Origin of the sequence: Burkholderia sp. NRF60-BP8 (assembly GCF_001522585.2) — a bacterium.
GTDB lineage: Bacteria > Pseudomonadota > Gammaproteobacteria > Burkholderiales > Burkholderiaceae > Burkholderia.
This window is the reverse complement of record NZ_CP013373.1, coordinates 2247264-2260003: the sequence shown is the minus strand read 5'-3', so window position 1 is coordinate 2260003 and position 12740 is coordinate 2247264. Positions and strand designations below refer to the sequence as shown.

Here is a 12740-nt window from a genome sequence, read left to right as displayed (position 1 = left end):
CGTGCCATTTTTGCGCGAGTGCGCTTGTTACAATAACGCGATATGGATGCTTCCCTGATACAGACCATCGCCGTCTACGCGCTGCCCGTGATCTTCGCGATCACGCTGCACGAGGCCGCGCATGGTTACGCCGCGCGCCTGCTCGGCGACAACACCGCCTACGCGATGGGGCGCGTGTCGTTCAATCCGATGCGCCACATCGACCCGCTCGGCACGATCGCGATTCCGCTCGCGATGTACTTCCTGACCGGCGGCGCGTTCCTGTTCGGCTATGCGAAGCCGGTGCCGGTGTCGTTCGGCAACCTGCGCAATCCGCGCTGGGGCAGCCTGTGGGTCGCGCTCGCGGGGCCGGCCTGCAACTTCGTGCAGGCGCTGGTCTGGGGCCTGCTGACCCTCGTGCTGCCGGCCGTCGGCATCGACGAGCCGTTCTTCACGCGGATGGCGTTCGCCGGCGTCAGCGCGAACCTCGTGCTCGGCGTGCTGAACCTGTTCCCGCTGCCGCCGCTCGACGGCGGCCGCATCCTGGCGGCGCTGCTGCCGACCAGGCAATCGATCGCGCTGTCGCGCATCGAGCCGTACGGTTTCATCATCGTCCTCGTGCTCGTCACGACGGGCGTGCTGACGAATTTCTGGCTGCGTCCGCTCGTCAACGTCGGTTACGCCGTCCTGAGCGCCGTCCTGTCTCCCTTCGCCTCGCTTTTCTAACGACAATCATGTTCCCAGAACGTATTTTCTCCGGCATGCGACCCACCGGGTCGCTGCACCTCGGTCATTACCACGGCGTGCTGAAAAACTGGGTGAAGCTGCAGTCCGAGTACCCGTGCTTCTTCTGCGTCGTCGACTGGCATGCGCTGACGACGCACTACGAGACGCCCGAGGTCATCGAGAAGAACGTGTGGGACGTGCTGATCGACTGGCTCGCGTCGGGCATCGACCCGGCGCAGGCGACGCTGTTCATCCAGAGCAAGGTGCCCGAGCACGCGGAACTCGCGCTGCTGCTCGGCATGAGCACGCCGCTCGGCTGGCTCGAACGCGTGCCGACCTACAAGGAGCAGATGGAGAAGCTGAAGGACAAGGATCTGTCCACCTACGGCTTCCTCGGCTATCCGGTGCTGATGGCCGCCGACATCCTGCTGTATCGCGGCTCGCTCGTGCCGGTCGGCGAGGACCAGGTGCCGCACGTCGAGATGACGCGCGAGATCGCGCGCCGCTTCAACTACCTGTACGGCCGCGAGCCCGGTTTCGAGGAGAAGGCGCTCGAAGCCGCGAAGAAGCTCGGCGGCAAGCGCGCGAAGCTCTATCACGAGTTGCGTAACGCGTATCAGCAGGAAGGCGACGACGAGGCGCTCGAACAGGCGCGCGCGATGCTGCAGGAATCGCAAAGCCTGTCGATGAGCGACCGCGAGCGCCTGTTCGGCTATCTCGAAGGCGCACGCAAGATCATCCTGGTCGAGCCGCAGGCGCTGCTGACCGAAGCGTCGCGGATGCCGGGCCTCGACGGGCAGAAGATGTCCAAGTCGTACGGCAACACGATCGGCCTGCGTGAAGACGCCGAGACGATCACGAAGAAGGTCCGTACGATGCCGACCGATCCCGCACGCGTGCGCCGCACCGATCCGGGCGATCCCGACAAGTGCCCGGTGTGGCAGCTTCACCAGGTCTATACGGACGAAGCGACGCACGAATGGGTGCAGAAGGGCTGCCGCTCGGCAGGCATCGGTTGCCTCGACTGCAAGCAGCCGGTCGTCGAAGGCATCCTGCGCGAACAGCAGCCGATGCTCGAGCGTGCGCAGAAGTACATGGACGATCCGTCGCTGTTGCGTGCGATCGTCGCGGACGGTTGCGACAAGGCGCGCAAGTACGCGACGGAAACGATGCGCGACGTGCGCGACGCGATGGGCCTGTCGTACAACTGATCCGGCGCATGAGCGAGTCCGTCATCGCCGCCGCGGGCGGCCACGTCGGCCAGACCGAGCCGTCGCGCTGGGTCGAGCAATGGGCGCGGCTCGTGCGGGCCGGCGGGGCGGTGCTCGACGTCGCGGCGGGCGGCGGCCGCCATGCGCGCTGGTTCGCGTCGCGCGGGCATCCGGTCGTCGCGCTCGACCGCGATCCGGCTGCGCTGGCCGCGTTGCGCGCGATTCCCGGCGTCGCCGCCCGCGCCGCCGATCTCGAAGGCGCGCCATGGCCGCTGCCGGCCGACGAGCGGTTCGCGGCCGTGATCGTCACGAACTATCTGCATCGCCCGCTCTGGCCCCATCTGCTCGCTGCCGTGGCGCCGGGCGGCGTGCTGATCTACGAAACCTTCGCGCAAGGAAACGAAACGGTCGGAAAGCCGTCCAACCCCGCGTTCCTGCTCGCCCCGGGCGAGTTGCTGGACGCCGTGCACGGCCATCTGCGGGCGGTCGCGTACGAGGACGGTTTCGTCGCCGCGCCGCGCGAGGCGTTCGTCCAGCGTCTTTGCGCAGTGCGCGAGGGCGCGACCCCAAAGGCGGGGGCGGGAATTCCACGTTACGAACTGCCCGGCTAATCCGCTACAATCTCAATGTTTACCGGTACACAATCAATCGCGTTTCATGGCTAACGGCACCCAAGACGGCATTCAAATCCGCGGCAGCATCCCCGCGATCGTCACCCCGATGCTCGAAGACGGCAGTCTCGACCTGCCGGCGTTTCGCAAACTGATCGACTGGCACATCGCGGAAGGCACCGATGCACTCGTCGTCGTCGGTACGAGCGGCGAGTCGGCAACGCTCAACGTCGAAGAGCACATCCTGATGATCCGCACGGCGGTCGAGCATGCGGGCAAGCGCATCCCGATCATCGCGGGCGCGGGCGGCAACTCGACCGCGGAGGCGATCGAGCTGACGAAGCACGCGAAGGCGGTCGGCGCGGACGCGACGCTGCAGGTCGTGCCGTACTACAACAAGCCGACGCAGGAAGGCATGTACCGCCACTTCCGGACGATCGCCGAAGCGGTCGACCTGCCGGTGATCCTGTACAACGTGCCGGGCCGGACGGTCGCGGACATGGCGCACGAGACGACGCTGCGCCTCGCGCAGGTGCCGGGCATCATCGGCGTGAAGGAAGCGACCGGCAACATCGATCGCGCCGCCCACCTGATCAAGGCCGCGCCGAAGCATTTCGCGATCTACAGCGGCGACGATCCGACCGCGATCGCGCTGATGCTGCTCGGCGGCCACGGCAACATCTCGGTGACCGCGAACGTCGCGCCGCGTGCGATGAGCGAGCTGTGCCGCGCGGCGCTGGCCGGCGACGTGCAGACGGCCCGTACGCTGCACATGAAGCTGCTGTCGCTGCACAAGAACCTGTTCATCGAAGCGAACCCGATCCCGGTGAAGTGGGCGCTGCAGGCGATGGGCAAGATGCAGGGCGGCATTCGGCTGCCGCTCACGGCGCTTGACGAGCGCTGCCACGATGCCGTGCGTTCGGCCCTCGTCGAGGCCGGCGTTCTCGCCTGATGCCGAGGCGGCCGCGTCCTGCGGCCGCCGGCTCGACCCCTGATCAACCCGCACCGGCCGGCTCCGTCCGGCGCCGCTCCTGACGAGCGTTCTAGCAAGACGAAGGATTTCATGAAACGTTTCGCCTTTTCCTCTCGTGCCGTCCAGTTGTCGGTGATGGCGCTGGCGCTGGGCGCGCTCGCCGGCTGCGATACGCTGAACGACTACCTGGCCCCTGACCGGGTCAACTACAAGAACACTGGTTCGGCGCCGCCGCTCGCGGTGCCGAGCGACCTGAAGCCGGTGCCGACGACGCAGCAGTTCGTCGCGCCGCCGACCAATGCCGGGCTCGGCACGCTGCCGCCGCGGGCCACGACGCAGGCCGGCAATGCGACCGACGGCATCCCGAGCGCGCAGGATCCGCTCGGCATGCACATCGAGCGCGACGGCGATCGCCGCTGGCTCGTCGTCGACGGCCGGACGCCCGAGCAGCTGTGGCCGATCCTGAAGGAGTTCTGGCAGGAGAACGGCTTCTCGCTGAAGACCGATGCGCCGTCGACGGGCATCATGGCCACCGACTGGGCCGAGAACCGCGCGAACATTCCGGACGACTGGTTCCGTCGCACGATCGGCAAGGTCATCGATTTCGCCTATTCGTCGGGGACGCGCGACCGCTTCCGCACGCTCGTGAACCGGACGTCGGACGGCAACACCGACATCTCGATCACGCACAGCGCGATGGAAGAAATGATGGTCGGCCCGCAGGGCGGCACGTCGTCGCGCTGGGAAGAGCGTCCGCGCAACCCGGTGCTCGAAGCCGTGTTCCTGTCGAAGCTGATGCAGAAGTTCGGCCTGACCGACGCGCAGGCGAAGCAGTTGCTGACCGATGCGCGCCCCGCGACGGCGCCGGCGCAGGTCGCCGACACGAGCGGCGGTGCAGCGACGCTGCAACTGGCCGAGTCGTTCGACCGCGCGTGGTTGCGCGTGGGCCTGGCGCTCGACCGGACCAACTTCACGGTCGACAATCGCGACCGCGAGAAGGGGGTCTACACCGTGCGCTACGCGAACTCGATGGAAGAGCTCAAGCGTGACGGTCTGTTCGGCAAGCTGTTCTACGGCGGCCCGTCGGCGGCCAAGCCCGGCAAGGAATATCTGATCAACGTGCGCGCGCAGGGCAATGGCGGTACGCAGGTCGCCGTGGTCGGCGCGGACGGCCAGATCGACAACTCGTCGGACGCGCAGCGGCTCATCTCGCTGCTGCACGCGCAACTGAACTGAGCGCGTGCGATTCGCCAGCCTCGGAAGCGGCAGCGAAGGCAACGCGCTGGTCGTCGAGGCCACGAGCGGCACGACGACCACCCGCGTGCTGCTCGACTGCGGCTTTTCCGCCAAGGAGGTCGAGCGCCGGCTCGGCCGACTGAATCTCTGCATCGCCGATCTCGATGCGATCCTCATTACCCATGAACACAGCGACCACGTCGGCAGTGCGCTGACGCTCGCACGCCGTGCGTCGCTGCCGCTCTACATGAGCTGGGGCACCGCGCGCGCGGTCGGCGCGGACGAGGCCGATGTCGATCTCCACGTGCTGTGGGGCGACGAGACGGCCGCGATACGCGATCTGGCCGTGATGCCCTATACGGTCCCCCACGATGCGCGGGAACCGCTCCAGTTCGTCTTCACGGACGGAAGCCGCCGGCTCGGCGTGCTGACGGACGTCGGGATGGCCACGCCGCACATCACGGCCGTCCTGAGCGGCTGTGACGCGCTGGTGCTCGAATCCAACCACGATACCGCGATGCTGGCCGCCAGCCGCTATCCGCAGTCGCTGAAGGCGCGGATCGGCGGCAATCACGGCCACCTGAGCAACGACGCGGCGGCGGACATCCTCGCGTCGCTCGAACGCAGCCGTCTCCAGCATCTGGTCGCGGCCCATCTAAGCCAGCAGAACAACCTGCCGGAACTGGCTCGCCAGGCGTTTGGCGGTGTACTCGGGACGGACGGGGAGGACGTGATCGTGGCCTCGCAGGACGCGGGCTTCGACTGGCTGATGCTCGTGTGAGCGGGCAGGGGTTGATGCGGCAGCTTCAAGCGGCTGCCGGGCGCGCGATTCGAAAGCGGCAGACGTAAAAAAACCGGCCCTCGGGCCGGTTTTTTTCAGCTGATGCTGAAGGCTTACTGGCTTGCGCCCGAAGCCGGAGCAGCCGTCGCTGCCGAAGCAGCCGACGCCACTGCAGCAGCAGCGTCGCTCGCAGCAGCCGTTGCCGACGAAGCAGCAGCCGAAGCGTCGCTCGCAGCACCAGCAACTGCCGAAGCAGCCGACGAAGCAGCAGCAGCCGCGTCGCTTGCAGCCGACGAAGCAGCTTGATCAGCGCTCTTGTTGCAAGCAGCCAGTGCAACAGCAGCCAACAGGGAAGCTACGAGGAGGGATTTCTTCATGATCACGTCCTTTTATGGTTAAAGGTAAGCAACAGCGCGAAACAATACCGGTAATGTGCTCCAACACCGACCTGGGCCGCTGGTGGAGACGCACTTCTAGAGCGTGAATCTTCCCTACGGCTTGGGCGGAAATTATATGCACTTTCCTATCGACCGTCGACAAATGCGGGGTCAATACGTTGTCTTTCCCATACAGAATTTGATCTGTACGGGCATACGGGGCGACTCACACTAATTCCGGCTTCCGACCCGTATCCAGCCCGCACGATACCACTCGTGCAACAAAGCTGTCATCGACGGAACCCGGGATAGTGTTACAAACCGTTTCGCCTCCATCTGGCGTCGATTGGCCAATTCGGGCAGCCATTCATCGGCTTGCTCGAGCGGCCCTTCCTCGCCATTAATGAAGTACGAGCGCGCGTTATACATCAATGCAGCCCTTCTGTCGAGACGCACGCCACGGCGTGACGCTTGCGTGACGAACGCGGCCTCGGATAGCGGACGCTCGGGCGGGTCGAAAACGACGCTCGGTTTGGGCTCGCTCAGGTAGCAGCCGAGGAATTCGGCGACGTCGCGCTTGCGCCAGCGGATCGCGTCGACGATCTCGGCGACACGGTCGATCATGGCCGGCGGCAATTGCGCGGGCGCGTCGACGGCCGGCTGCTTCGGATCGCGGTAGAGGTCGTCGCCGCGCGCGTCGCGCAGGCCGCCGCGCTCCGCGAGGTAGTACAGGAACTGGGCGCCCAGCTCGCCGGCGGACGGGGCCCGGAAGCCGATCGAGCAAGTCATGCACTCGCCTTCGGCGACGCCGTCGTGCGCGATGTGCGGCGGCAGGTACAGCATGTCGCCGGGCTCCAGCACCCATTCGTCGCTCGGCTCGAAGTTTTCGAGAATCTTCAGCGGCACGTCCGGCTGCAGCGACAGATCCTTCTGCGCGCCGACCCGCCAGCGGCGCCGGCCTTCGACCTGCAGCAGGAATACGTCATATGAATCGAAGTGCGGGCCGACGCCGCCGCCGTCCGTCGCATACGAGATCATCAGATCGTCCAGCCGCGCGTCAGGGATGAAGCGGAAGCGGTCGAGCAGCGCGCGGGCCGCGTCGACGTGCAGATCGAGCCCCTGCACGAGCAAGGTCCAGGATTTGCGCGTGACCGCAGGCAGCGAGTCGGGCTCGAACGGACCGTGCGCCAGTTGCCACTTGTTACGAAAATGGGTGATCAATCGCGATTCCGCGTCATAGTCGGCGGCGAGCTCGAACAATGCGTCGCGCGTGACCGGCGACGCGACGCCGGGAATTGCCTGGCGGATCAGCAGCGGCTTTTTCTGCCAGTAGCCGCGCATGAATTGCGCCGGCGTGAGGCCGCCGAGCAGCGGCGTGGGAAGATCGGAGGGCGGCGCGCCGAGCGGGGCGGCAGCGGCATCCCGCGGTTCGGCTTGAGACCGGTTGCGCATCGTATAATGGGACTTGTACTTGGGAGAATTGGATGAAAATCGCAAAAAACACCGTCGTATCGGTCACTTACAAGCTGTCGGACGCACAGGGCAATCTGATCGAGGAAAGCGACGAGCCGATGGTCTATCTGCACGGCGGCTATGATGGCACGTTCCCCAAGATCGAGGAACAGCTCGACGGGCACGAGGCGGGCTACCAGGCGCAGATCCAGCTCGAGCCGGAGGACGCCTTCGGCGACTACGATCCCGAGCTCGTGAAGATCGAGCCGCGCGATCGTTTTCCCGAGCCGCTCGAAGTGGGCATGCAGTTCGAAGGCACGCCGGAAGACGCCGACGAGGAAGTCGACTCGCTGATCTATACGGTCACCGATATCGCCGAAGACAAGGTCGTGCTCGACGGCAATCACCCGCTGGCGGGCATGGCGCTGCGTTTCGCGCTGACCGTGAAGGACGTTCGCGAAGCCACCGAAGACGAAATCGAGCACGAGCACGCGCATGGCGCGGAAGGGCTCGAGATCGTCGACGAGGACGACGACGAGGACGGCGAAGCGCCGTCAGGGCGTACGCTGCACTGAGCTTGCCGGCAGGCCCGGCGCCGGCCCTGATGCGGCGGGCGGTGCCGGCCACGACGCGCCGCCCGGTGCGCCGCCCGGTGCGGCGCCGTCGCCCTGCAACGGCGGCGCGACCGACGACGCGTCGGGCAGCGCCGGCAGTGCGGGGATTTCCGGCATCTGCGGCAGCGGCACGTCGTCGCGCGGCACGAGCGGCAGCGTGGGCGGCACCGGCAGATTCTTCGGCACCTCCTGCAGGCTCACGTTGAAGATCGTCTGCCGCGCCGGCGATACGGTCACCTTGACCCACTGATTCGCCGGATGGCGCGGTCCGATCGCGACGCGCGTCACGTTTCCTACCAGCTCACCGTCGTCGGCATGCAGCGGACGGTCGATCAGAAAGCCGTTCGCCAGCGGTTCGCCGCTCGCGTGCATCACCAGTATCGGGCCGCGGAACGTCGCCGCCGCCTTCACCAGCGTTCGTTTCAATTCACGGAAGCCGTCGCGCACGCGCGGCCGGTTGAAACGCAGCCACGCGAAGCGCTCCGAGCGTTCGTAGCGTTCGAACTGCGGATCGCCCTCGAAAATCACGACCATCGCGCGGGCTTCGCGCCGCTTCGCATATTCGGCGGCGTGGTCGATCCAGAAGCCGTTCGCGATGATGCGGTCCTCGAATTCGCCGTTGCGGCCGCCCGCCGTCAAATAATGATTGTTCGGCGCGGGCGCATTGAGTGCGACGTAGACGATGTCGTCGCGCATCCAGCGTGCGTTCTCGCGATATGGCCGGAACCGTGCGACTTCGCTTTCCCTCGTTATCTGCAGCGCACCGGGGTCGGGCAGCGCCGACTCGGCGAGCAGCGTCTGTCGCACGAAATCGAGCCGCTCGACCGGATCGTAGCCGCCGCCGGCCGCGGTGTTGCACGCGATCCAGTCGTCGTGGCCGGGAATGAACACGAGCGGCACGCGCGCCGAATCCAGGATCGCGCCGCGCTGCGAATACAGCGTGTCGCGGCATGCTTCCTTCGGGCCTTTGAGATCGCCCGCGTAGACCACGAACGCGAGATTGCGCTCGCGTGCGATCGCATCGAGCAGCCGCTGCGCGGCCGGTTCGTCCGCCGGCCCGTTGATGACGCCCGATACCACCGCGAACGAGTGGGGTGCGGCGCTGCGCTTGGGCGGCGCGGCCAGCGCGCCGGCCTGCGCCAGCGCAAGCAGTGTCGCGGCGAGCGCGGCGGCAGCGCGGGCCGGCAGGCCCCGCGGAATGCGCTTACGCGTGCCCGTCGGCATCGTACGACCGGACCAGCGTGCGCAATTCGTACAGCAGGTCGAGCGCCTCGCGCGGCTTGAGATCGTCGGGATCGATGTCGCGCAGCTTGTCGAGCGCCGGATGCGGCGCGGCGGGCAGCGCGGGCGCGTCCGCGCATTCGAGATCGTCGATGGCTGCCGGCGGCGCGCTGAAGAGATCGAGTTGCGGCGTGTGCTGGGATGCCGACTGCTGTTCGAGATACGCGAGGTGCTTGCGCGCGGCGCGGATCACGGGCGCCGGGACGCCCGCGAGCTGCGCGACCTGAAGGCCGTAGCTCTGGTTCGCCGGGCCTTCGTTGACCGCATGCAGGAATACGATCCCGTGGCCGTGTTCGACGGCCGACAGATGGACGTTGGCCGCCTGCGGGAATTCGGCCGGCAGTTGCGTCAGCTCGAAGTAGTGCGTCGCGAACAGCGTGTAGCACGCGTTGTGCGCCAGCAGGTGGCGCGCGATGGCCCAGGCGAGCGCGAGGCCGTCGAAGGTCGACGTGCCGCGGCCGATCTCGTCCATCAGCACGAGGCTTTGCGGCGTCGCGTCGTTGAGGATCGCCGCGGCTTCGGTCATCTCGACCATGAACGTCGAGCGGCCGCCCGCGAGATCGTCGGCCGCGCCGATGCGCGTGAAGATTCGGTCGATCGGGCCGAAGCACGCCGATTTCGCCGGCACGTAGCTGCCGACGTACGCCATCAGCGCGATCAGCGCGGTCTGCCGCATGAACGTGGACTTACCGCCCATGTTCGGCCCGGTGATCAGCAGCAGCTTGCGATCGGCGCCGAACCGGCAGTCGTTCGCGATGAACTGCTCGACCTGCGCTTCGACGACCGGATGGCGACCCTGCTCGATTTCAATGCCGATCTCGTCGGTGAAGGTCGGGGCGACCCAGTCGAGCGCACGCGCGCGTTCGGCGAAGGCGGCCAGCAGGTCGAGTTCGGCGAGGGCCGATGCGACGCGCTGGCACTCGGGGATGAACGGCAGCAGCGCCTGCAACACCGAGTCGTACAGCGCACGCTCGCGCGCCAACGCGCGCTCCTGTGCGGACAGCGCCTTGTCCTCGAAGGTTTTCAGTTCCGGCGTGATGTAGCGCTCGGCGTTCTTCAGCGTCTGGCGGCGGCGGTAATCGTCGGGCACCTTGTCGGTCTGGCCGCGCGTGACCTCGATGTAGAAGCCGTGCACCTTGTTGTATTCGACGCGCAGGTTCGCGATGCCGGTGCGCGCGCGCTCGCGCGCTTCGAGATCGATCAGGAACTGCCCGCAGTTCTCCGAAATGTCGCGCAGCTCGTCGAGCTCGGCATCGTAGCCGCGCGCGATCACGCCGCCGTCGCGCACCATCGCGGCCGGCTCGGTGGCGATCGCGCTCGTCAGCAGGTCGAGGCATTCGGCGGGCGGTACGAGCGCTGCGTCGATGCGCGCAAGCGCATCCGCGCTCGCGACGATCGCGCCGATGCGCTCGCGCAGCGCCGGCAGCGCGGCGAACGTATCGCGCAGGCTCGACAGGTCGCGCGGACGCGCCGACAGCAGCGCGAGACGCCCGGTGATCCGTTCGACGTCGGCGATCTGGCGCAGCGCGCTGCGCAGCGCATCGAGGCTCGCGTTGGCCGGTGCATCGAGCAGCGCGCCGATCGCCTGTTGGCGCGACTGCGCGGCAACCGACGCGCGCGGCGGGTGATGCAGCCAGTGGCGCAGCAGGCGGCTGCCCATCGTCGTGCAGCAGGTGTCGAGCAGCGAATACAGCGTGGGCGACTCGGTGCCGCGCAGCGTCTCGGTGAGTTCGAGGTTGCGGCGCGTGGCCGGATCGAGACCGATGTATTCGGTTTCGTTCTCGACCTTCAGGCTGCGCACGTGCCGCAGTTGCTGGCCTTGCGTGGCCGCTGCGTAGAGCAGCAGCGCGCCGGCCGCGCCGCACGCGCTCGTCAGCGAATGCGCGCCGAAACCGTCGAGGCTCGCGACGTCGAGCTGGTCGCACAGGCGCTGCGTGCCCGACGCGATGTCGAAGTGCCAGGCCGGCACGCGCTTGCTTGCGCCCGCGCCGGCGGGAATGGCGTCGGTTGCACCGTCCGGCGTCAGGATTTCGGCCGGCCGGATGCGTTCGAGCGCGGCGGCAAGCTGCTCGGGCTCGATTTCGGCGAGCCGCAATGCGCCGCTCGCGAGGTTCAGCCACGCGAGGCCGATATTGACCGCGACGCCGCGCTTGTTGTGGCCGGTGCACATCGCGAGCAGGTAGACGTCGTTCTTGTCGGACAGCAGCGCGGCATCGGTCAGCGTGCCGGGTGTGACGACGCGTACGACCTTGCGCTCGACCGGGCCCTTCGACGTGGCCGGATCGCCGATCTGCTCGCAGATCGCGACCGATTCGCCCATCTTCACGAGCTTCGCGAGATACTGCTCGACCGCGTGATGCGGGACGCCGGCCATCTTGATCGGCGTGCCGGCCGACGCGCCGCGCTGCGTGAGGGTCAGGTCGAGCAGGCGCGCCGCTTTTTCCGCATCCTCGAAGAACAGCTCGTAGAAGTCGCCCATCCGGTAGAAGACGAGCGTGTCCGGATGATCGGCCTTGATGCGCAGGTACTGCTGCATCATCGGGGTATGGCCGGCAAAGGCCTCGGGCGACAGCGTGGTCATAGGTCAGGCATGAAGTTGTTGCTTGGGTTGCCCGAGTTTACCAGTGGCTTCGACGTCCACGCGCGAAGTTCGCCGTTTGGCCAGGTGCAAGCGATGGCGAGCGGCAGCGGGCGATGCCTACTTGCTCTCGTCCAGCGCGTCGTTCCAGACCTTCGCGCCCCGCTCGTGCGAGGCAACGCCTTTGAAGAACGACTCGATGGCGGCGCGCATATCGAAGTCGTCACACTTGTCCCACAAGACGAGTTTGGGTTTGTGTACGCGGAAGTCGCCGGTGCTCTTCGGCGTGTATGCGACCGCAATGGCCGCCCTTGCCGACGGGAAAGCGTAGGACCGCGCTTCCAGAACGATCGCATCGAGCTTTTTGCCATCGGGAGTCGCGAGCCGGCCGTCGTACGCCAGTACGCCGTCGCTTGCGTTGGACGGATCGCAGTCGAGACGCTTTCGACCTTGCGCGACTGCCTCGGCTGCATCGTCGAACACCAGCCGCTCGATTTTCCGTTGACCGTCGTCGGTCTGAAATGCCGCGATGGGGGTAAGGCCATCTGCGTCGGAGACACACCAGACGGCATGCGCCGCAATAAAACCAGCGAGTTCGAAGGCGGTAAGCATGATAGTGGGGGCGGATAGGTCAGAGCCGAGCGCTCATATGACCGGGAAAGTTGCTTTCGACCGCACGAGTTTACCAGCGGTCCAAACGGGACCGCTCGCAGTTCGCCATTCGGTCGGTTGTCGGCGATGGCGATCGGCTGCCATGTGAGAGACGTGCCCACTCGACTGCCAGCCCACAAAGCAAAGCGTCCGACGTCGCCGGACCGCTCCCGCATCGCTGGATACCCCGCGCCACCAAACTGGCAAGATGGGTTCACCGGTGCCTACAATCAGACCAATGCGTGCGCCGATTCCGAAAGACTTTCCCCA

At 66.7% G+C, this 12740-nt stretch carries 13 protein-coding genes; 8 read left to right on the top strand and 5 right to left on the bottom strand.

The window, feature by feature from the left end:
- The first annotated feature begins 42 nt into the window (after window positions 1–42).
- The 7 genes from WS54_RS23945 to WS54_RS33875 all read left to right on the top strand — a co-directional run bounded on the left by WS54_RS23945 (window position 43) and on the right by WS54_RS33875 (window position 5823).
- Complete coding sequence (locus tag WS54_RS23945) at window positions 43–705, top strand: site-2 protease family protein (protein WP_034207732.1); 663 nt, start codon at window positions 43–45, stop codon at window positions 703–705.
- A gap of 8 nt (window positions 706–713) precedes the next feature.
- Complete coding sequence (locus tag WS54_RS23940) at window positions 714–1916, top strand: tryptophan--tRNA ligase (RefSeq protein WP_006487046.1); 1203 nt, start codon at window positions 714–716, stop codon at window positions 1914–1916.
- Between the two features lie 8 nt (window positions 1917–1924).
- Window positions 1925–2527, top strand: coding sequence for a class I SAM-dependent methyltransferase (locus WS54_RS23935; RefSeq protein ID WP_059782936.1), 603 nt, complete (start codon window positions 1925–1927; stop codon window positions 2525–2527).
- 46 nt (window positions 2528–2573) lie between these two features.
- Window positions 2574–3479 carry a 4-hydroxy-tetrahydrodipicolinate synthase gene (gene dapA, locus WS54_RS23930; protein WP_034207730.1) on the top strand — a complete coding sequence of 302 codons (906 nt, stop codon included), beginning with the start codon at window positions 2574–2576 and terminating at the stop codon, window positions 3477–3479.
- Between the two features lie 111 nt (window positions 3480–3590).
- Window positions 3591–4736, top strand: a complete 1146-nt coding sequence (bamC, locus tag WS54_RS23925) for an outer membrane protein assembly factor BamC (RefSeq protein ID WP_059782934.1) — start codon at window positions 3591–3593, stop codon at window positions 4734–4736.
- 4 nt (window positions 4737–4740) lie between these two features.
- Window positions 4741–5517 (top strand): MBL fold metallo-hydrolase, encoded by a 777-nt coding sequence (locus WS54_RS23920; RefSeq protein WP_034207728.1) that lies wholly within the window; start codon window positions 4741–4743, stop codon window positions 5515–5517.
- 102 nt (window positions 5518–5619) lie between these two features.
- Window positions 5620–5823 (top strand): hypothetical protein, encoded by a 204-nt coding sequence (locus tag WS54_RS33875; RefSeq protein WP_006487056.1) that lies wholly within the window; start codon window positions 5620–5622, stop codon window positions 5821–5823.
- Here the strand turns inward: WS54_RS33875 and WS54_RS34530 are convergent, their stop codons facing one another.
- Both WS54_RS34530 and WS54_RS23905 read right to left on the bottom strand, forming a co-directional pair.
- Entirely contained in the window at window positions 5824–6069 is a 246-nt protein-coding gene (locus WS54_RS34530; protein ID WP_011657350.1) for a hypothetical protein, read from the bottom strand. It lies immediately after the preceding gene.
- A 56-nt stretch (window positions 6070–6125) separates the two neighbouring features.
- On the bottom strand, window positions 6126–7346 hold the full coding sequence (locus tag WS54_RS23905; protein WP_034207727.1) for a cupin domain-containing protein: 1221 nt from the start codon (window positions 7344–7346) through the stop codon (window positions 6126–6128).
- A 32-nt stretch (window positions 7347–7378) separates the two neighbouring features.
- On the opposite strand from WS54_RS23905, the gene WS54_RS23900 reads away from it, so the two are divergent.
- Window positions 7379–7921 (top strand): FKBP-type peptidyl-prolyl cis-trans isomerase, encoded by a 543-nt coding sequence (locus WS54_RS23900; protein ID WP_034207726.1) that lies wholly within the window; start codon window positions 7379–7381, stop codon window positions 7919–7921.
- On the opposite strand, the gene WS54_RS23895 is transcribed toward WS54_RS23900, so the two are convergent.
- From WS54_RS23895 to WS54_RS23885, 3 genes are all read right to left on the bottom strand, one after another.
- A complete protein-coding gene (locus tag WS54_RS23895; protein WP_179955210.1) occupies window positions 7901–9184 on the bottom strand; it encodes a hypothetical protein in 1284 nt (427 codons plus the stop codon). The genes WS54_RS23900 and WS54_RS23895 overlap by 21 nt on opposite strands.
- On the bottom strand, window positions 9165–11822 hold the full coding sequence (gene mutS, locus WS54_RS23890; RefSeq protein ID WP_059782932.1) for a DNA mismatch repair protein MutS: 2658 nt from the start codon (window positions 11820–11822) through the stop codon (window positions 9165–9167). The genes WS54_RS23895 and mutS overlap by 20 nt, the downstream gene beginning before the upstream one ends.
- 117 nt (window positions 11823–11939) lie before the next feature.
- On the bottom strand, window positions 11940–12431 hold the full coding sequence (locus tag WS54_RS23885; RefSeq protein WP_059782930.1) for a hypothetical protein: 492 nt from the start codon (window positions 12429–12431) through the stop codon (window positions 11940–11942).
- Between the last annotated feature and the right edge of the window lie 309 nt (window positions 12432–12740).

Bases quoted from the DNA above. Each gene is read 5' to 3' on its own strand.
- WS54_RS23945 (WP_034207732.1), top strand. From the start codon at position 43: ATGGATGCTTCCCTGATACAGACCATCGCCGTCTACGCGCTGCCCGTG.
- WS54_RS23940 (WP_006487046.1), top strand. From the start codon at position 714: ATGTTCCCAGAACGTATTTTCTCCGGCATGCGACCCACCGGGTCGCTG.
- WS54_RS23935 (WP_059782936.1), top strand. From the start codon at position 1,925: ATGAGCGAGTCCGTCATCGCCGCCGCGGGCGGCCACGTCGGCCAGACC.
- dapA (WP_034207730.1), top strand. From the start codon at position 2,574: ATGGCTAACGGCACCCAAGACGGCATTCAAATCCGCGGCAGCATCCCC.
- bamC (WP_059782934.1), top strand. From the start codon at position 3,591: ATGAAACGTTTCGCCTTTTCCTCTCGTGCCGTCCAGTTGTCGGTGATG.
- WS54_RS33875 (WP_006487056.1), top strand. From the start codon at position 5,620: ATGCTGAAGGCTTACTGGCTTGCGCCCGAAGCCGGAGCAGCCGTCGCT.
- WS54_RS23905 (WP_034207727.1), bottom strand. From the start codon at position 7,346: ATGCGCAACCGGTCTCAAGCCGAACCGCGGGATGCCGCTGCCGCCCCG.
- WS54_RS23900 (WP_034207726.1), top strand. From the start codon at position 7,379: ATGAAAATCGCAAAAAACACCGTCGTATCGGTCACTTACAAGCTGTCG.
- WS54_RS23895 (WP_179955210.1), bottom strand. From the start codon at position 9,184: ATGCCGACGGGCACGCGTAAGCGCATTCCGCGGGGCCTGCCGGCCCGC.
- mutS (WP_059782932.1), bottom strand. From the start codon at position 11,822: ATGACCACGCTGTCGCCCGAGGCCTTTGCCGGCCATACCCCGATGATG.
- WS54_RS23885 (WP_059782930.1), bottom strand. From the start codon at position 12,431: ATGCTTACCGCCTTCGAACTCGCTGGTTTTATTGCGGCGCATGCCGTC.